Source organism: Bradyrhizobium sp. LeoB3 (assembly GCF_055456055.1).
In genome coordinates, this window is record NZ_JBVBEF010000018.1 from 62,532 (window position 1) to 80,785 (window position 18,254).

The 18,254-nt window shown below is 63.8% G+C and carries 15 protein-coding genes; 3 read left to right on the forward strand and 12 right to left on the reverse strand.

Annotation, left to right across the window (positions count from 1 at the left end; all coding sequences use genetic code 11):
- Window positions 1-25: 25 nt before the first annotated feature.
- On the forward strand, window positions 26-616 hold the full coding sequence (locus ACZXDY_RS15140) for a DUF4337 domain-containing protein (RefSeq protein ID WP_456645269.1): 591 nt from the start codon (window positions 26-28) through the stop codon (window positions 614-616).
- A 182-nt stretch (window positions 617-798) separates the two neighbouring features.
- Here the strand turns inward: ACZXDY_RS15140 and ACZXDY_RS15145 are convergent, their stop codons facing one another.
- The 12 genes from ACZXDY_RS15145 to ACZXDY_RS15200 form a co-directional block, all read right to left on the reverse strand.
- On the reverse strand, window positions 799-1,329 hold the full coding sequence (locus ACZXDY_RS15145; RefSeq protein ID WP_464346034.1) for a hypothetical protein: 531 nt from the start codon (window positions 1,327-1,329) through the stop codon (window positions 799-801).
- 74 nt (window positions 1,330-1,403) lie between these two features.
- On the reverse strand, window positions 1,404-2,804 hold the full coding sequence (gene lpdA / locus ACZXDY_RS15150; RefSeq protein WP_028166244.1) for a dihydrolipoyl dehydrogenase: 1,401 nt from the start codon (window positions 2,802-2,804) through the stop codon (window positions 1,404-1,406).
- 35 nt (window positions 2,805-2,839) lie between these two features.
- Window positions 2,840-3,586, reverse strand: coding sequence for an SDR family oxidoreductase (locus ACZXDY_RS15155; protein ID WP_464346035.1), 747 nt, complete (start codon window positions 3,584-3,586; stop codon window positions 2,840-2,842).
- Window positions 3,587-3,657: 71 nt separating this feature from the next.
- Window positions 3,658-4,917, reverse strand: a complete 1,260-nt coding sequence (gene odhB / locus ACZXDY_RS15160; RefSeq protein ID WP_464346036.1) for a 2-oxoglutarate dehydrogenase complex dihydrolipoyllysine-residue succinyltransferase — start codon at window positions 4,915-4,917, stop codon at window positions 3,658-3,660.
- Between the two features lie 155 nt (window positions 4,918-5,072).
- The gene (locus ACZXDY_RS15165; protein ID WP_464346037.1) at window positions 5,073-8,030 is read right to left on the reverse strand and encodes a 2-oxoglutarate dehydrogenase E1 component; all 2,958 of its coding nucleotides are present in this window, start codon (window positions 8,028-8,030) and stop codon (window positions 5,073-5,075) included.
- Between the two features lie 136 nt (window positions 8,031-8,166).
- Window positions 8,167-9,051 carry a succinate--CoA ligase subunit alpha gene (gene sucD, locus ACZXDY_RS15170; protein ID WP_464346038.1) on the reverse strand — a complete coding sequence of 295 codons (885 nt, stop codon included), beginning with the start codon at window positions 9,049-9,051 and terminating at the stop codon, window positions 8,167-8,169.
- Window positions 9,052-9,111: 60 nt separating this feature from the next.
- Window positions 9,112-9,591 carry a DUF1579 family protein gene (locus tag ACZXDY_RS15175; RefSeq protein ID WP_130228374.1) on the reverse strand — a complete coding sequence of 160 codons (480 nt, stop codon included), beginning with the start codon at window positions 9,589-9,591 and terminating at the stop codon, window positions 9,112-9,114.
- Window positions 9,592-9,593: 2 nt separating this feature from the next.
- A complete protein-coding gene (gene sucC / locus ACZXDY_RS15180; RefSeq protein WP_464346039.1) occupies window positions 9,594-10,790 on the reverse strand; it encodes an ADP-forming succinate--CoA ligase subunit beta in 1,197 nt (398 codons plus the stop codon).
- Between the two features lie 129 nt (window positions 10,791-10,919).
- Window positions 10,920-11,888 (reverse strand): malate dehydrogenase, encoded by a 969-nt coding sequence (mdh, locus tag ACZXDY_RS15185; RefSeq protein ID WP_028166237.1) that lies wholly within the window; start codon window positions 11,886-11,888, stop codon window positions 10,920-10,922.
- A gap of 249 nt (window positions 11,889-12,137) precedes the next feature.
- Window positions 12,138-13,325: a cell division protein ZapE gene (gene zapE, locus ACZXDY_RS15190; RefSeq protein WP_464346040.1), complete on the reverse strand. Its 1,188-nt coding sequence runs from the start codon at window positions 13,323-13,325 to the stop codon at window positions 12,138-12,140.
- Window positions 13,326-13,461: 136 nt separating this feature from the next.
- Window positions 13,462-13,998, reverse strand: coding sequence for an RNA 2',3'-cyclic phosphodiesterase (thpR, locus tag ACZXDY_RS15195; protein WP_028166235.1), 537 nt, complete (start codon window positions 13,996-13,998; stop codon window positions 13,462-13,464).
- 174 nt (window positions 13,999-14,172) lie between these two features.
- Window positions 14,173-14,820: an arylesterase gene (locus ACZXDY_RS15200; protein ID WP_464346058.1), complete on the reverse strand. Its 648-nt coding sequence runs from the start codon at window positions 14,818-14,820 to the stop codon at window positions 14,173-14,175.
- A gap of 55 nt (window positions 14,821-14,875) precedes the next feature.
- On the opposite strand from ACZXDY_RS15200, the gene ACZXDY_RS15205 reads away from it, so the two are divergent.
- Together ACZXDY_RS15205 and ACZXDY_RS15210 are read left to right on the forward strand one after the other, a co-directional pair.
- Entirely contained in the window at window positions 14,876-15,595 is a 720-nt protein-coding gene (locus ACZXDY_RS15205; RefSeq protein ID WP_464346041.1) for an ABC transporter ATP-binding protein, read from the forward strand.
- On the forward strand, window positions 15,592-18,162 hold the full coding sequence (locus ACZXDY_RS15210; RefSeq protein WP_464346042.1) for an ABC transporter permease: 2,571 nt from the start codon (window positions 15,592-15,594) through the stop codon (window positions 18,160-18,162). Before ACZXDY_RS15205 ends, ACZXDY_RS15210 begins: the two co-directional genes overlap by 4 nt.
- Window positions 18,163-18,254: the final 92 nt, after the last annotated feature.

An 18,254-nucleotide genomic window follows, 5' to 3' on the forward strand; every position in this document is an offset into this window, starting at 1 on the left:
GGCGAGTCTTGCGGAGAAGAGAAGCATGAGCGCACATGAGAGTATGGAGCATGCGGAGCACGCCGAGCATGCATCCGGCGAGAACAAGAAGATCGCGCTGTTGATTGCCGTGATCGCGCTGTTCCTGGCGCTCTCGGAGACGCTGGGCAAGGGGGCGCAGACCGAATCGATCAGCAAGAACGTCGAGGCGTCGAACCTGTGGGCGTTTTTCCAGGCCAAGAGCATCCGGCGCACCGCGGTGCAGACGGCCGCCGAGCAGGGCAAGCTGACCCTTGCCACCACCACAGACGATGCCATCAGGGCGACGATTCAAAAGCAGCTCGATGACTGGCAGAAAACGGCGGCGCGCTATCGCTCCGAACCCGAGACCGGCGAAGGCACCGAGCAGCTCGCCGAACGTGCCAAACATGCCGAGCACCAGCGCGACGAGGCGACGGCAAAATACCACCACTTCGAGATCGCCTCCGCCGCCTTCCAGATCGCGATCGTGCTGGCATCGGCGACCATCATCACCGGCATCATCGCGCTGGCCTGGATTTCAGGCCTGCTGACGCTCGCCGGCATCGTCATCACCGCGCTGGGCCTGTACTCGCCGCATTTGCTGCATTTGCATTAGCAAAATGCGCGGCGAGCCCTCTTTACCTCTCCCATAGGGAGAGGTCGCGCCGAAGGCGCGGGTGAGGGGTTACAGTCCCACGATAAAGCGAACCCCCTCACCCGAATTGCTGCGCAATTCGACCTCTCCCTGTGGGAGAGGTGAACCGAGCCCGCGGTTAGACGGTTTGGCGCGATGAGCAATCACCGCGCTTGCTGCACGCTCCTGCGGAAGCGGGCGATCAGCCGGATCGTTCGCGCCGACCAGCCGTTGCCGCTGCCGCGCAGTATCTCGAGGATGCGCAGCTTGATCGGATCGATCAGCGCGACGGCTTTCGCGCGCATCCTCAGCACGAAATCATAGAGCGCCTCGAACCAGCGCATCTCCAGAAGCTTCGGGCGGGTCACGTCGAAGATGAAAGCGGTGACGCCGACGCCGAGAAACTTCGCGAACAGGAGGGTGCCGATCGCGCTCAGCCAATGTTCGTGGGCGAGCAGCCAAAGGCCCACCAGCTTGAGCGGAAACAACGGGATCACCGGCACGATGAACACGATCAGCGTCATTGCCGGCGACAACGAATCGACCCGATCGGCAAGCCACTGCTTGAACGCGCGCAGCGGGATCAGCGCCACCACGCGCGCCACGATCGGCTCGAGGTGATCCCAAAGCCACGCCTCGATCAGGAAGATGATCGCGAGCAGGACCCAGAAAGGCTGAAGCAGGCGGCGCAGCATCTGTTGTCTCGACCCCGGCCAGATTTTACCTTCGAGCATAATCCTTTACGGACCCTGCTCAGGCCGGGCGTCGATCACATATGGATGGCCCGCTTGCCGACCGCAAGCGCAGCTTCCTTGATCGCCTCGGAGCGGGTCGGATGGGCGTGGCAGGTGCGCGCCAGATCCTCGGCGGAGCCGCCGAATTCCATGAGAACCGCGGCTTCATGGATCATTTCGCCGGCTTCGCGGCCGATGATGTGCACGCCAAGCACCCGATCGGTCTTCGCATCTGCGAGAATCTTGACGAATCCTTCCGTGGTCTGGTTGACCTTGGAGCGTCCGTTGGCGGTGAACGGAAATTTCCCGACGGTATAGGCAATGCCGGCCTGCTTGAGCTCTTCCTCGGTCTTGCCGACGGAAGAAACTTCCGGCGTGGTATACACGACTCCTGGGATAACATCGTAGTTCACATGGCCGGCCTGGCCTGCGATGATCTCGGCAACCGCCACGCCTTCATCTTCGGCCTTGTGCGCCAGCATCGGCCCGGCAACGACGTCCCCGATCGCATAGATGCCTTTCACGGTGGTCGCGAAATGCGGGTCGATCTGCACCCGGCCGCGATTATCGAGCGCGACGCCGGCTTCCTTCAGGCCGAGGCCATCGGTAAAGGGCACGCGGCCGATCGCAACCAGCACCACGTCGGCTTCGATCGTTTCCGAAGCCCCGCCCGCGGCGGGCTCGACCTTGGCCAATAGAGTCTTGCCCGAGGTATCCACGGCGGTCACCTTGGTGCCGAGCTTGAATGCAAAGCCCTGCTTTTCAAGGATGCGCTGAAACTGCTTGGCGATCTCGCCATCCATGCCGGGCAGGATGCGGTCGAGGAATTCGACCACCATGACCTCCGCGCCGAGGCGCTTCCACACCGAGCCGAGTTCGAGTCCGATCACGCCCGCACCGATGATCAAGAGCCTTTCCGGCACCTTCTCCAGCGACAGCGCGCCGGTTGACGACACGATGCGCTTCTCGTCGATCTCGATACCCTTCAGCCGCGCAATATCGGAGCCTGTGGCAATGACGATGTTCTTGGTCTCGACCGTCTGCGTGCTGCCATTGGCGGAGACCTCGACCTTGCCCGCGCCAAGAATCTTGCCAGCGCCCTTCAGCACGTCGATCTTGTTCTTCTTCATCAGGAAGTCGACGCCCTTGACGTTACCGTCAATGCCCTGCTGCTTGAAGTTCATCATCGAGGGCAGATCGAGTTTCGGCGCCGATACGCTGACGCCCATCTTGGCGAAGGAATGCGCGGCTTCCTCGAACATCTCGGAGGCGTGCAACAGTGCCTTGGACGGCATGCAGCCAACGTTGAGACAGGTGCCGCCAAGCGTCGGGTTCTTCTCGACCACCGCGACCTTCATGCCAAGTTGCGCCGCGCGCACCGCGCAGACATATCCACCGGGCCCGGTGCCGATGACGACGAGATCATAAGAAGCCATTTCGAAGATCCTGCTGCTGAAGTCCGTGACAGGTATTAGCGGCCGCCTGAGACATCAAGGATGGCGCTTGTCACATATGAGGCCTCGTCCGACATCAGCCAGACGATGGCGTTGGCGATTTCCTCCGCGGTGCCGACGCGCTTCATCGGCACCGCGTGAGCGAGGCGATGGGCACGATCGGCCTCACCGCCGGAGGCGTGGATTTCGGTATCGATCAGGCCGGGGCGGATCCCGGCGACGCGGATGCCTTCGGCCGCGACTTCATGACCAAGGCCGATGGTGAAGGAGTCGATCGCGCCTTTCGAGGCGGCATAGTCGACATAGGTGTTGGGCGAGCCGAGCTTGGCCGCGACCGACGACAGGTTGACAATGACGCCGCCCTGTCCGCCATTGCGTGTCGACATTCGCTTCACCGCCTCGCGCGCGCACAGAATGCTGCCGGTGACGTTGACCGCCATCATGCGCTCGATGCGCTCGGCCGACATGTCCTCGACCCGGATCGACGGACCGACGATGCCGGCATTGTTGACGAGCGCGCCGAGCGCGCCGAATTCGTCGGCCGCCTTGAACAGCGCAAGAATGTCGGCCTCGCTGCCGACGTCGCATTTCACCGCGATCGCCTTGCCATTGCTGGCCTCGATCGCGGAGACGACTTCGTTGGCCGCCGCCTGGTTGCTGGCGTAGCCGACAACGACGCGAAAGCCTCGCGCCGCCGCGGCGATGGCGGTGGCGCGACCGATGCCGCGGCTGCCGCCGGTGATGACAACGACCTTGTCCGTCACATTCGCCCCTGAACGTTCATGCGACACCGGTCACGACGCCCGAGAAATTCGGGCGCCGCACGAAAGCAAGCTCAGAGATCCAGCACCAGCCGCGCCGGGTCTTCCAGGCTTTCCTTGACGCGCACCAGGAAGGTCACGGCTTCCTTGCCGTCGATCACGCGGTGATCGTAGGACAGCGCCAGATTCATCATCGGGCGGATCTCGATCTTGCCGCCGATCACCACCGGGCGCTCCTGGATCTTGTGCATGCCGAGGATGCCGGACTGCGGCGCGTTCAGGATCGGCGTCGACATCAGCGAACCATAGATGCCGCCATTGGTGATGGTGAAAGTGCCGCCCTGCATCTCCTCGATCTTGAGCTGGCCGTCGCGGGCCCTGCGGCCGTAATCGGCGATTCCCTTCTCGATCTCCGCGATCGACTTGGTGTCGCAATCCCGCACCACCGGCACGACCAGGCCCTTGTCGGTGCCGACGGCGATGCCGACGTGGTAGTAGTTCTTGTAGATCAGGTCGGTGCCGTCGATCTCGGCGTTCGCCGCCGGGATCTCCTTCAAGGCCTGCACGCAGGCCTTGGTGAAGAAGCCCATGAAACCAAGCTTGACGCCGTGTTTCTTCTCGAACGCGTCCTTGTACTGGGAGCGCAGCGCCATGACGTGGCTCATGTCGACCTCGTTGAAGGTCGTCAGCATCGCCGCCGTGTTCTGCACATCCTTCAGCCGCCGCGCGATGGTCTGGCGCAGCCGCGTCATCTTCACGCGCTCTTCGCGCGCGGCATCGTCCGCCGGCGACGGCGCCCGCACCTGCACCGAAGCCGCCGGCTGAAAGACCGGCGTCGGCGCGGAAGCCGCCCGCTCGATCGCCGCCAGCATATCGCCCTTGGTCACACGGCCATCCTTACCGGAGCCCGGCACGGTGGAGGCATCGATCCCGCTTTCAACCGAGAGCTTGCGCACCGACGGTGCCAGCGGCGTATCCGCAGGGAGTGCCTTCGGTGCTGACGGCGCAGGCGCGGCAGCAGCCGGGGGAGGCGGCGGCGGTGCAGCCGCGGGCTTGGCCGGTGCCGCTGCGGCGGCCGGCTTGGCGGCAGCGCCGGCGGCGCCATCAGTGATCTGACCGAGCAGCGCGCCGACCGCGACGGTCTCGCCGTCCTTGGCGATGATCTCGCCGAGCGTACCGGCGGAAGGCGCCGGCACCTCGATCGTGACCTTGTCGGTCTCGAGCTCAACCAAGGGTTCATCGACGGCAACGGCATCGCCGGCCTTCTTGAACCAGCGGCCGATGGTGGCCTCGGTCACGGATTCGCCTAGCGTCGGGACGCGAATTTCAGTCATGGTCTCGTTTCCTTAAAACAACCTGTGCGGTCATAAACTCTAGCTGTCATCCTCCGCGAAAGCGGAGGATCCAATAACCCGCGGCGGCTGCAATCAAGCAGCGGCAGCGCGGGTTACTGAATGCCTCGCTTTCACGGGGCATGACGGATCGAATGTCAGTTCAACGCCTCGTCCAGGAACGCCTTGAGCTGCGCGAGATGCTTCGACATCAAGCCCGTGGCGGTCGCCGCAGCGGCCGCGCGGCCGGCGTAGCGTGGACGCCTGTTCGGCGCATGGATCTGGTTCAGCACCCACTCGAGATAGGGCTCGATGAAGTGCCAGGCACCCATGTTGCGCGGCTCTTCCTGGCACCACACGATTTCGGCGCCCTTGAAGCGGCCAAGCTCCTGCACCAGCGCCTTCAACGGCACCGGATAGAGCTGCTCGATGCGCAGCAGATAGATGTCGTCGATGCCACGCTTCTCGCGCTCTTCGTAGAGGTCGTAATAGACCTTGCCCGAGCACAGGATGACGCGGCGGATCTTGGCGTCCGGCTGCAGCTTGATCTTTTCATCCGGCAGCATCTGGGCGTCATCGTAGAGGATGCGGTGGAAGGTCGTACCCTTGGCCAGTTCCTCGAGCCGCGAGACGGCGCGCTTGTGCCGCAGCAGCGACTTCGGCGTCATCATGATCAACGGCTTGCGGATCTCGCGATGCAACTGCCGCCGCAGCACGTGGAAATGGTTGGCCGGCGTGGTCGGATAGACCACCTGCATGTTGTCCTCGGCGCACATCTGCAGGAAGCGCTCGAGACGGGCCGAAGAATGTTCCGGACCCTGCCCTTCGTAGCCATGCGGCAGCATGCAGACGAGGCCGGACATGCGCAGCCATTTGCGCTCACCCGACGAGATGAACTGGTCGAACACCACCTGGGCGCCGTTGGCGAAGTCGCCGAACTGCGCCTCCCAGATCGCCAGCGCATTCGGCTCGGCGAGCGAATAGCCGTATTCGAAGCCGAGCACCGCTTCTTCCGACAACAGCGAGTTGATGACCTCGTAGTGTCCCTGGTCACCGCCGAGATGGTTGAACGGCGTGTAGCGGCTCTCGTCCTCCTGGTCGATCAAGACCGAGTGGCGCTGCGAGAAGGTGCCGCGCTCGGAATCCTGGCCGGACAGGCGGACGTGATGGCCTTCCTCCAGCAGCGAGCAGAATGCCAGCGCCTCAGCGGTCGCCCAGTCGATGCCGACACCGCCGTCGATTGCCTTCGCACGGTTATCGAGGAAGCGCTGGATGGTGCGGTGGACGCGGAAGCCATCCGGCACCTTGGTGATCTTGCGGCCGATGTCCTTGAGCACGGCGGCATCGACGCCGGTGACACCCCGGCGCGCGTCCTCCTCCTGGTCCGCGATCTTGAAGCCGGCCCACTTGCCGTCGAGCCAGTCGGCCTTGTTCGGCTTATAGCTGGCGCCGGCCTCGAATTCAGCATCGAGCCGGGCGCGCCAGTCGGACTTGGCCTTCTCGACCTCGCCCTCGGTGACAACACCCTCGGCGATCAGCCGCTTGGCATAGATATCCAGCGTGGACGGATGCGAGGCGATCTTCTTGTACATCACCGGCTGGGTGAAAGCCGGCTCGTCGCCCTCGTTGTGGCCATGCCTGCGGTAGCAGAACATGTCGATGACCACGGGCTTGTGGAACTTCTGGCGGAACTCGATCGCGACCTTGGCCGCGAACACCACCGCTTCCGGATCGTCGCCGTTCACATGGAAGATCGGCGCGTCGATCATCTTCGCCACGTCGGACGGATAGGGCGAGGAGCGCGAGTAGCGCGGATAGGTGGTGAAGCCGATCTGGTTGTTGACGATAAAGTGCAGCGAGCCGCCGGTGCGATACCCCTTGAGGTCGGACAGGCTGAAGCATTCCGCCACCACGCCCTGGCCGGCGAACGCCGCGTCGCCATGCATCAAGAGCGGCAGCACGGAAATACGCATGTCCGGCGGATCGTCATGCTGGTCCTGCTTGGCGCGCACTTTGCCGAGCACCACGGGGTCGACGATCTCGAGATGCGAGGGGTTCGCGGTCAATGACAGATGGATGCTGTTGCCATCGAACTCGCGATCCGAGGAAGCACCGAGGTGGTACTTCACGTCGCCGGAGCCTTCGACGGCGTCGGGATTGGCCGAACCGCCCTTGAATTCGTGGAACAGCGCGCGATGCGGCTTGCCCATCACCTGGGTCAGCACGTTGAGGCGGCCGCGATGCGGCATGCCGACCACGATCTCCTTCACACCGAGATTGCCGCCGCGCTTGATGATCTGCTCCAGCGCCGGAATCAGCGATTCGCCGCCATCGAGGCCGAAACGCTTGGTGCCGGTGAACTTGACGTCACAGAATTTCTCGAAGCCCTCGGTCTCGATCAGCTTGTTCAGGATCGCGCGGCGCCCCTCAGGGGTGAAGCTGATCTCCTTGTCCGGCCCCTCGATGCGCTCCTGAATCCACGCCTTCTGCGCGGCATTGGAGATATGCATGAACTCGACGCCGAGCGTCTGGCAGTAGGTGCGCTCGCAGATCGCGACGATTTCGCGCAAGGTGCCGTATTCGAGCCCGAGCACGTGGTCGAGGAAGATCTTGCGGTCGAAATCGGCTTCCGTGAACCCGTAGGTGCGCGGATCGAGCTCTTCGCGGTCGCGCGGCGCCTCGATGCCGAGCGGGTCGAGCTTGGCGTGGAAGTGGCCGCGCATGCGGTAGGCGCGGATCAACATCAATGCCCGCACCGAATCACGCGTCGCCTGGTTGACGTCGGCTGGCGAGAGTTCGGCGCCCTTGGCCTGCGCCTTGGCGGCGATCTTGTTGCCAACGGCCTTCTCGACCTGCGCCCAATTGCCGTCCAGCGCCGAGGTCAGGTCGTCACGCGGCGTCACCGGCCAGTTGGGACGGCTCCAGGACGGCCCTTCGGCGTTCTTCTGGACGTCCGCCGGGGTGTCCTTCAGGCTCTTGAAGAAATCCTGCCAGTCGGTGTCGACCGACGCCGGGTCCTGCTCGTAGCGGGCGTAGAGATCGTCAATGTAGGTGGCGTTGGTGCCCTGCAAAAAGGAGGAAAGGGCAAAAGCGGCGTTCGCATCCTGGCGAGACATGATAGCGTCCTGGTGATTTTCGGTTCGCGCGCAAGTGACGGCGCAAGCAGCCGGCCCGGAAGGCCGGCCGGCTGAGATTAGGATGGTTTACCCTATTTAATCCTAAACTTCGCGCCGAAAAGAACCAAGGACTGAATCAAGACTTCAATTTCTCGGCAAGGGTATGCCCGAGGCGTGCGGGTGACCGAGAAACGGTGATTCCGGCCGCTTCCATGGCCGCGGTCTTGGAACCGGCGTCGCCTTTGCCGCCGGAGATGATCGCACCGGCATGACCCATGCGGCGGCCGGGAGGGGCGGTAACGCCGGCGATGAAGCCGACCATCGGCTTCTTGCGGCCCCGCTTGGCCTCGTCCTTGATGAACTGGGCGGCATCCTCCTCGGCCGAGCCGCCAATCTCGCCGATCATGATGATCGACTTGGTAGCGTCGTCCTTCAGGAACATTTCCAGTACATCGATGAATTCGGTGCCCTTGACCGGGTCGCCGCCGATGCCGACAGCCGTGGTCTGGCCGAGCCCCTCCTGCGAGGTCTGGAACACGGCCTCGTACGTCAACGTGCCCGAGCGCGAAACGATCCCGACGCTGCCGGGCCGGAAGATGTTGGCCGGCATGATCCCGATCTTGCACTCGCCGGCGGTCATGACGCCCGGGCAGTTCGGTCCGATCAGCCGCGACTTCGAGCCCGACAGCGAGCGCTTGACGCGCACCATGTCGAGCACCGGGATGCCCTCGGTGATGCAGACGATCAGCGGGATCTCCGCATCGATCGCCTCGCAGATCGCGTCCGCCGCGCCCGGCGGCGGCACATAGATCACCGACGCATCGGCGCCGGTCTTCTCGCGCGCCTCGCGCACGGTGTCGAACACCGGCAGGCCGAGATGGGTCGAGCCGCCTTTGCCGGGCGACGTGCCGCCGACCATCTTGGTTCCGTAGGCGATCGCCGCTTCCGAATGGAAAGTGCCGTTCTTGCCGGTGAAACCCTGGCAGATGACCTTGGTGTTGTTGTCGATCAGGATGGACATGTCTTCAGATGCTTTCGCGAAACGCCGGTGACAGGTTTAGTTGTTTGAGCCGGATCAGGCTTAGTGGACACGCCGATACACGCCGGTGAGCACGTCTGCCCATCCTTCCGCGTCGGGCGAGAACTGGATCTTCATGGTGTAGCTGTTGTCGTCGACGACCTCGTAGAGGTGACGCGCGTTGCCGCGCAGCGAGCCGCGAACGAGCGTCAGCGTCTTGCCGACCCAGCTTCCGGACGCCGGCGACGGCGGGTAGTAGCCGAGCGAATCGTGCCAGAACAATTTGTAGAGCCGGTCGTCACGGTCATAGGTGAACAGGGCATGGGTAGCGAATATCTCCTGGCCATCGCGCGTCTGCCGCGAGTCCTGGATCAGGTAGAAGCCGTTGAGGTCGATCCGCGCCACCACATGCGAGGTGGCGGGACCGCCCGGGTTCCAGCGCGACGGGTAGACCACCTCCTCGCCGGCCCATTCACCCGCGAATACTCCGAGCTTCTTGTGCTCCGGAAGCGGTGACGGTGCGGCGAGATGGTCCTGAGCCATTGCTAGCCTCCCTTGACGGCATTCACGATTTTCTGCGCGGCGTCATCGAGATTATCAGCGGGCAGGACATTGAGACCGCTATTGTTGATGATCTTCTTGCCCTGCTCGACATTGGTGCCTTCGAGCCGCACCACCAGCGGCACCTTCAGGCCGACCTGCTTGACCGCAGCGACGACACCCTCGGCAATCACATCGCATTTCATGATGCCGCCGAAGATGTTGACCAGGATGCCCTTCACATTGGGGTCCGCGGTGATGATCTTGAACGCCGCGGCCACCTTGTCGACACTAGCACCGCCGCCGACGTCGAGGAAGTTCGCGGGCTCCATGCCATAGAGCTTGATGATGTCCATGGTCGCCATGGCAAGCCCGGCGCCGTTGACCATGCAGCCGATGGTGCCGTCGAGCGCAACATAGTTGAGGTCGTATTTCGACGCCTCGATCTCCTTGGCATCCTCCTCGGTCTCGTCGCGCAGCGCCGCGACGTCGGGATGGCGGAACATCGCGTTCTCGTCGAAGGACACCTTGGCGTCGAGCACGCGGAGCTGCCCCTGCTTGGTGACGACGAGCGGATTGATCTCCAGCATCGCCATGTCCTTGGCCGCGAACGCGGCATAAAGCTGGCTTACGAGCTTTTCCGCCTGCTTGGCGAGATCGCCGGAAAGGTTCAGCGCCTTCGCGACGGTGCGGCCGTGATGCGGCATGATGCCGGTGGCCGGATCGACCGAGAAGGTAATGATCTTCTCCGGGGTCGAGTGCGCGACGTCCTCGATGTTGACGCCGCCTTCGGTCGAAACCACGAACGAGACCTCAGAGGTCTCGCGGTTGACCAGGATCGAAAGATAGAACTCCTTGTCGATCTCGGAGCCTTCCTCGATGTAGAGGCGGTTGACCTGCTTGCCATGCGCCCCGGTCTGCACCGTCACGAGCGTCGCGCCGAGCATCTGCTTGGCGAACGCAGCAACCTCGGCCACCGACTTGGCGATGCGGACGCCGCCCTTGTCGCCGGCGGAGGCCTCCTTGAACTTGCCTTTGCCGCGGCCGCCGGCGTGGATCTGGCTCTTCACCACCCAGATCGGGCCGGGAAGCGTCTTGGCCGCCACCTCAGCATCCTCAGGCTTCAGCACGGGTACGCCGCGCGAGATCGGCACGCCGAAGTCGTGCAGCAATGCCTTGGCCTGATATTCGTGGATATTCATCGGGACGCTCCCCAAAACCCTCTACGGCGAAGTTCTACAGTTCACCTTGGTAGTTGGCATACCACATACCAAAAGAACTGCAACCCAGAAACGCTTTCGGCCCCGATCGGGGCCGAAAACTGAACGAAATCAATGACCGAGCAGATCGGGCGCGATCTTCTTGCAGGCGTCGACCAGACCCTGTACCGCGCCAACCGACTTGTCGAACGCCTCGCGGTCCTTGCCGGCCAGCTCGATCTCGACCACGCGCTCGACTCCCTTGGAGCCGATCACCACAGGCACGCCGACATACATATCCTTCACGCCGTATTCCCCGTTGAGGTAGGCGGCGCAAGGCAGCACGCGCTTCTTGTCCTTCAGATAGCTCTCGGCCATCGCGATCGCGGATGCCGCCGGCGCATAGAAGGCCGACCCGGTCTTCAGGAGGTTGACGATCTCGGCGCCGCCATTGCGGGTGCGGTCGACGATCTCGTCGATGCGCGCCTGCGAGGTCCAGCCCATCTTGACCAGATCGGGGAGCGGGATGCCTGCGACCGTGGAGTAGCGCGTCAGCGGCACCATGGTGTCGCCATGACCGCCAAGCACGAAGGCGGTGACATCCTCAACACTGACGTTGAACTCGTCGGCGAGGAAATAGCGGAAGCGCGCCGAATCGAGCACGCCAGCCATGCCGACGACCTTCTTGCTCGGCATGCCGGAGGCCTTCTGCAGCGCCCAGACCATGGCGTCGAGCGGATTGGTGATGCAGATGACGAAGGCGTCGGGGGCATACTTCTTGATGCCGGCGCCGACCTGCTCCATCACTTTCAGATTGATGCTCAGGAGATCGTCGCGGCTCATGCCGGGCTTGCGCGGCACGCCGGCGGTGACAATGCAGACCTTGGCGCCATCGAGCGCCTCGTAGGAATTGGCGCCGGCCAGCTTGGAATCGAAGCCGTCGACCGGGGAGGACTGTGCGATATCAAGCGCCTTGCCCTGCGGCACGCCCTCGGCGATGTCGAACAGCACGACGTCGCCAAGCTCTTTCAGGCCGATCATGTGAGCCAGCGTTCCGCCGATCTGGCCGGAGCCAATCAAAGCAATCTTGTCGCGCGCCATGGGAAATCTGTCCTTTGAGCACAAAGAGGAGGATGGATAGCAGACCGGATCGCTGGTTATCCCTTTCGAATGATCCATTCAAGTCGCGGCCATGCCCAATTGTCGGGCCGGCTCCGCATCCTGATCGCAGGCATACCAGCGTTGCCTGTCATTCCGGGGCGCGCGTCAGCGCGAGCCCGGATTTGGAGATTGTGATTCGAGCTTCCGGGTTCATCGCTGCGCGACACCCGGAACGACTGGGTGACGCACTTAAGTCTCCACCAGTCCCGTGCTCGAGCCGCTGGCCGTGGAATCCTTTCGCTTCCCGTGCGGAAGCGCCAGATAGGAGGCCGAGCTCATTTCGATCAGGCGCGAGGACGTGCGCTTGAATTCGTTGGCCTCGACACCTTCGGTCGCGAGGTAAAGCGACACCGGGTTGGCTTGGGCAGAGGCCATCAGTTTCACGGCATTGTCATAGAGCGTATCAATCAGCGAGATGAAGCGCTTGGCAGCGTTCCGATCGGCCAGATCCATCACCGGGATCCGATCGATCAGAATGGTGTGATAATCGTGCGCGAGTCTCAGATAGTCGGAGGCAGCCAATGGCCTCTCGCAAATCTCGGCAAAGCTGAAACGCGCCACGCCATGCGACGAGCAGGGCACCTGCAGGATGCGACCCTTGATCGGAATGTCGCGCGGCTTGCAGGGCGCATTGCCGGTCATCCTGGCCCAGGCCGTATTCAGCGCGGCCTCCGCCTCCTCATCGGCCGGCACCAGCCACATCTTCCCGCCGGCAAGTTTTTCCAGACGGAAATCGGTGCGCGCATCGAGCCGCAGCACGTCCATATGCTCGGAGATCTGCGCGATGAAGGGCAGGAATAATGCGCGGTTCAGGCCGCCTTTGTAGAGATCTTCCGGCGCGACGTTGGAGGTCGCGACCACGACGGTGCCGAGTTCGAACATTTTGGCGAACAGCCGCCCCAGGATCATCGCATCCGCAATGTCGGTGACGTGGAATTCGTCGAAGCAGAGCAGCCAGGCCTCATCGAAGATCGCCTGCGCGGTGAGCGCGATCACGTCGGCATCGGCGATCTCGCCGCGCGCGATCTGCTGCCGGTAGCCGTAGATCCGCTCGTGCGCCTCGGCCATGAATTCGTGAAAATGGGCGCGGCGCTTGTGCTCGATCGGACACTGCTGGAAGAACAGGTCCATCAGCATGGTCTTGCCGCGGCCGACCTCGCCATGGACGTACAGCCCGTGCGGCGGCTCGTTCTTGTCGCCGCCGAACAGCCGGCCGAACAGGCCCTGCTTGCGCGAGGGCTTATAGCTTGCAAGGCGGTCCTCGAGCGCGCCGAAAGCGTCGGCGACGCGAGCCTGCTCCGGATCGGCTTCGATCGCCCCGGAGTCAACGAGAGCCTGATAATGCGCGCGGAAGGAACTCGGCGAGGTGGAGAGCATGCCCCTTTCCGCCCTATAGGACGAAAAATTGCAAGCCGTGAATGACGCCGGGGCTATGACAAATTCTAACGGCGGTCATGCCCCGGTGGTTGGCCCGGAGGAATCCCCACGTCGCCATCTACGCCCTGACCGGCGCTCACGCGCTCAGCGCGTATGAATCCTCGACCACATAGGGTCCGCCGCCGGTGGAGGCGCGCGAGGAGAACAGCACGAAGCGCGAAGCCAGGAAGGTGCGGCTCGGGAAGTAGCCGCGCACCGAGAGATAGTCGGCGACGTCCTGGCTCGAAGCGTCATGCAACCGCGCCAGCGTGACATGCGGCGTGAATTTGCGCCCTTCCGGATCGAGCCCGATCCGCTGCATCAACCGCTCAAGCTCGGCCTGCAGGTCGATCAACGGCTTGCTCGGCTCGACGGAGGCAACCACGGCGCGCGGCTTGCGTCCGCCAAAGCTCGACAGCCCCTGCAGCTTGACCTCGAACGGCTTGCGGTTGATCCGCAGCAGCATCGACGCGATCTCGTTGGCAGAGGCGCCGTCGATATCGCCGATGAAGCGCAAGGTGACGTGATAATTTTCGGGATCGATCCAGCGTGCGCCTGGAAGGCCGCCACGCAAGCCGGAAAGGGTCTGGCCGATCTCGGCCGGGATTTCCAGTCCAGTGAACAGACGCGGCATCGCAAGATCCTCGATGCAGAGCGTGAGCTCGAAGAGCCCTCGCTGAGAATAGCCCGGCAGCGAATCACCGGTGATTATTTCTAGCCGACTTATATGACTCTGCGAAGCATGCGACATTAACAGCTCGTAAACCTACGGAAAAACCGCAAGCCAGGCTTGTCCACTGCCTGCTTTTCAACTCCGTTGCCCAGAGATCGTGCCAACAAATGCCTCCACCGTGGGCAGCATATTTTTTACGATGATGTCGATGCCGTCGGCGGTCGGATGCATGCCGTCGGCCTGGTTGAGCTTGGCGTCGGCCGCGACACCTTCAAGAAAGAACGGGTAAAGCGGCACGCCGAAGGATTTCGAAAGCTCCGGATAGATCGCATTGAAGCGCGCCGCATAGTCGCTTCCGTAGTTGGGCGGCGCAAGCATGCCGCAGATGAGCACCGCCACTCCGCGCGCCTTCAGCCGCGACAGAATGTCGGAGAGAGCGGCACGGGTCACCGCAGGATCGGTGCCGCGCAGCCCGTCGTTGGCTCCGAGCTCGAGGATGACGGCGTCGGTTCCCTCGGGCACTGACCAGTCGAGCCGCTCGCGGCCGCTGGAGGCGGTGTCGCCGGACACCCCGGCATTGATCATATCGACCCTTATCCCCTTGGTCTCCAAAGCCTTTTTCAGTTTCGCGGGGAACGCGGCATTGGCCGGAAGACCAAGCCCGGCGCTCAAGGAATCGCCCAATACCACCATCTTGATCGGTTTGGCCGCCCCGGCCGATTGTCCCTGTGCCGTTGCCGTAGCCACCGTCATCAAGGCCACAATCAACACAAGTATGTGCACGAGGGTCGCAATCCGGCCCTCGACCCGCGCCGCGGAAGTGCCATATGACCGAGCCATGGACAGTCTCATAGAATCCTCTTCGCTTTCCGGCGTTGCGCCGGAGACCATTTCCATTTCCAACGTCAACCTCTCGCTCGGCACCGGTGCAGCCCGGGTTCATATCCTGAAAGATATCAGCCTTCGTGTGGCATCGGGGGAAGCGATCGGACTGATCGGGCCGTCAGGCTCGGGCAAGTCGACGCTGTTGATGGTGATGGCGGGATTGGAACGTCCCGACAGCGGCGAGGTAGTGGTCAACGGCACGCCGTTCAATACGCTGGATGAGGACGCGCTGGCGCGTTTCCGCGGGCGCCAGGTCGGTATCGTCTTCCAGTCGTTCCACTTGATCCCCACCATGACGGCGCTGGAAAATGTCGCGGTGCCGCTCGAACTTGCCGGCAATCCCGACGCTGCCGAACGCGCCGCCACGGAACTGACATCGGTCGGCCTCGGCCACCGGCTGCACCACTATCCGACGCAACTCTCTGGCGGCGAGCAGCAGCGCGTGGCGCTCGCGCGTGCGCTGGCGCCCGATCCTGCGATCCTGGTCGCGGACGAGCCGACCGGCAATCTCGATGAGGCAACGGGCAAGCAGATCGTCGACCTGCTGTTCACCAAACATGCCGAGCGCGGGATGACGCTGGTGCTTGTCACCCATGATTCTTCGCTGGCGCAGCGCTGCGACCGCGTGGTGCGGCTGCGCTCGGGACGGATCGACGGACAGTCCGCAACATGAGCATTGCTGTCGAAGCTGCCACGACGAGCCGCGCACCGTCGCTTGCTCTACGCTATGCGCTGCGCGAGTTGCGCGGCGGCCTGCGCGGCTTCTATGTCTTCATCGCCTGCATCGCGCTCGGCGTGATGGCCATCGCCGGCGTCGGCTCGGTGGCGGCGAGCCTGAGCGAAGGGCTGACACGCGAGGGCCGCTCGCTGCTTGGCGGCGACGTCAGCTTTTCCCTGATGCAGCGCGAGGCCAAGCCGGCCGAGATCGCGTTCCTGCGCACACATGGCGACGTCTCAGTCGGCGCAACGCTGCGCGCGATGGCGCGCAATCCGGCGGGCACGCTGGCGCTGGTCGAACTCAAGGCCGTCGACGGGTCTTATCCCCTGCTCGGCGAACTGACGCTCAATCCAAAGATGCCGGTCTCCGACCTCTTCGCCGAACGCAACGGCGTGTTCGGTGCCGGTGTCGATTCGACCTTGCTGGCGAGGCTTGATCTGAAGCTCGGTGACGACGTCAGCATCGGCGGCGCGACGTTCCAGATCCGCAGCGTGGTCGAGGCCGAGCCGGACAAGCTCGTCGGCGGCGTTGGCCTGGGCCCCCGCTTCCTTGTCAGCGAGGCGGGCCTGCGCGCAACCGGGTTGCTGCAGCCCGGCAGCCTGGTGCGCTGGATCTACCGCGTGAAGCTGCCGGGCAACGCCAATGACGACCGCGCGACCACGACGTTCATCGGTGGCGCGCGCAATGCGCTGCCCGAAGCTGGCTGGGAGATCCGCAGCCGCGACAACGCCTCGCCGCAACTCGAACGCAATATCAATCGCTTCACTCAGTTCCTGACCCTGGTCGGGCTCGCCGCGCTGTTGGTCGGCGGCGTCGGCGTCGCCAACGCCGTCAAGAGCCACATTGATCGCCGGCGCGACGTCATCGCCTCGTTCAAGGCGCTTGGCGCCACCGGCCGCGACGTCTTCACGATCTATCTGACACAGGTGATCGTGCTCGCCACCATCGGCTCGGTGATCGGGCTGGCGCTCGGCGCGGCCCTGCCCTTCGTCATCGTCGGCATATTCGGAAAGCTGCTGCCGCTGCCGGTGATCCCGGCGCTGCATCCCGATGAACTTGCATTGTCGTTCGTCTACGGCCTCCTGACCGCGCTGGCGTTCGGCCTGTGGCCGCTCGGCCGGGTGCACGACGTGCCGGTGGCGGCGCTGTTCCGCGATACGGTCGCCAGCGAATGGCACCGGCCGCGCTGGAGCTATCTGACGCTGATGGGCGCGGTGATCGTGCTATTGATCGCGGTTGCGGTCGGACTTTCCTACGACAAGCGCATCGCCGCCGTGTTCGTCGCCTCCTCCATCGCAGTCTTCGTGCTGCTGCGTTTGATCGCCGCCGGGTTGATGGCGCTGGCGCGCCGGCTGCCGCGTAGCCGCGTCACCATGGTGCGGCTGGCGGTCGCCAACATCCACCGGCCCGGCGCGCTGACGCCATCGGTGGTGCTTTCGCTCGGCCTCGGGCTCGCCGTGCTCGTCACCATCACCCAGATCGACGGCAATTTGCGCCGCCAGTTCCTCGCCGCGCTGCCCGACCGCGCCCCCTCGTTCTTTTTCATTGATATTCCCTCCACCGAGGCCGACCGGTTCAGCGCTTTTCTGAAGCAGACCACGCCGGACGGAACGGTCGAGGACGTGCCGATGCTGCGCGGGCGCATCGTTGCCGCCCGCGGCGTCAAGGCGGACGAGTTGAAACCATCGGTCGACGCCGAATGGGTGCTGCAGAGCGACCGCGGCCTGACCTACACCGGAGAGGTTCCCAAAGGCTCGAAGATCGTCGAGGGCGAATGGTGGGGCGCCGACTATCACGGCCCGCCCCTGGTCTCGATGGAGAAGAAGATCGCCGACGGGCTGAGGCTCAAGATCGGCGACGAGATCGTCGTCAACGTGCTCGGCCGCGACATTTCGGCGAAGATCGCCAATCTCCGCAACATCGACTGGCAGGGGCTCGGCATCAATTTCGTGCTGGTGTTTTCGCCCAACGCCTTCAAGGGCGCCCCGCACAGCCATGTGGCGACCCTGACGGAGGCGCATCCGTCCCCTTCCGATGACGCCCGCATCATCAAGCAGGTCTCCGACGCTTTCCCGATGGTGACGAGCGTCCGGGTCCGTGAGGCGCTGGAGACCATCGGCAGCGTCGTCACCAATCTCGTGCTGGCGATCCGCGGCGCCAGCGCGGTGACGCTGATCTCGGCCATCCTGGTGCTGGGCGGCGCGCTCGCCGCCGGCCACCGCCACCGCGTCTATGACGCGGTGATCCTGAAGACGCTCGGCGCCACCCGCGCCCGCCTGCTGGGCGCCTATGCGCTCGAATATCTCATGATCGGCTTCGCCACCGCGCTGTTCGGCGTATTCGCCGGCTCGATCGCCGCCTGGCTGATCGTCACCCGGCTGATGACGCTGAGTTTCGTCTGGGAGGCCGGCAGCGCTGCGGCGGTGGTGGTCGCGGCCCTGATCGTCACGGTCGGGCTCGGGCTGGCCGGCACGCTGCTGGCCTTGAACCAGAAGCCCGCCGCCGTGTTGCGGAATTTGTGACAATTTGAAGCGGGGAACGAGGCCGGTTAACACCGGTTTTGCCTTGAAATAAGGGCCAGAGCGACATTCAGCCGCGCGTGGAAGCTTGCGGC

Coding starts and splice junctions, on each gene's coding strand:
- sucD (WP_464346038.1), bottom strand. CDS start 9,051: ATGTCCATCCTGATCGACAACAACACCAAGGTCATCTGCCAGGGTTTC.
- lpdA (WP_028166244.1), bottom strand. CDS start 2,804: ATGGCTTCTTATGATCTCGTCGTCATCGGCACCGGGCCCGGTGGATAT.
- ACZXDY_RS15140 (WP_456645269.1), top strand. CDS start 26: ATGAGCGCACATGAGAGTATGGAGCATGCGGAGCACGCCGAGCATGCA.
- ACZXDY_RS15175 (WP_130228374.1), bottom strand. CDS start 9,591: ATGGCTCAGGACCATCTCGCCGCACCGTCACCGCTTCCGGAGCACAAG.
- ACZXDY_RS15165 (WP_464346037.1), bottom strand. CDS start 8,030: ATGTCTCGCCAGGATGCGAACGCCGCTTTTGCCCTTTCCTCCTTTTTG.
- zapE (WP_464346040.1), bottom strand. CDS start 13,325: ATGCTCTCCACCTCGCCGAGTTCCTTCCGCGCGCATTATCAGGCTCTC.
- ACZXDY_RS15205 (WP_464346041.1), top strand. CDS start 14,876: ATGGACAGTCTCATAGAATCCTCTTCGCTTTCCGGCGTTGCGCCGGAG.
- sucC (WP_464346039.1), bottom strand. CDS start 10,790: ATGAATATCCACGAATATCAGGCCAAGGCATTGCTGCACGACTTCGGC.
- thpR (WP_028166235.1), bottom strand. CDS start 13,998: ATGCCGCGTCTGTTCACTGGACTGGAAATCCCGGCCGAGATCGGCCAG.
- odhB (WP_464346036.1), bottom strand. CDS start 4,917: ATGACTGAAATTCGCGTCCCGACGCTAGGCGAATCCGTGACCGAGGCC.
- ACZXDY_RS15145 (WP_464346034.1), bottom strand. CDS start 1,329: ATGCTGCGCCGCCTGCTTCAGCCTTTCTGGGTCCTGCTCGCGATCATC.
- mdh (WP_028166237.1), bottom strand. CDS start 11,888: ATGGCGCGCGACAAGATTGCTTTGATTGGCTCCGGCCAGATCGGCGGA.
- ACZXDY_RS15210 (WP_464346042.1), top strand. CDS start 15,592: ATGAGCATTGCTGTCGAAGCTGCCACGACGAGCCGCGCACCGTCGCTT.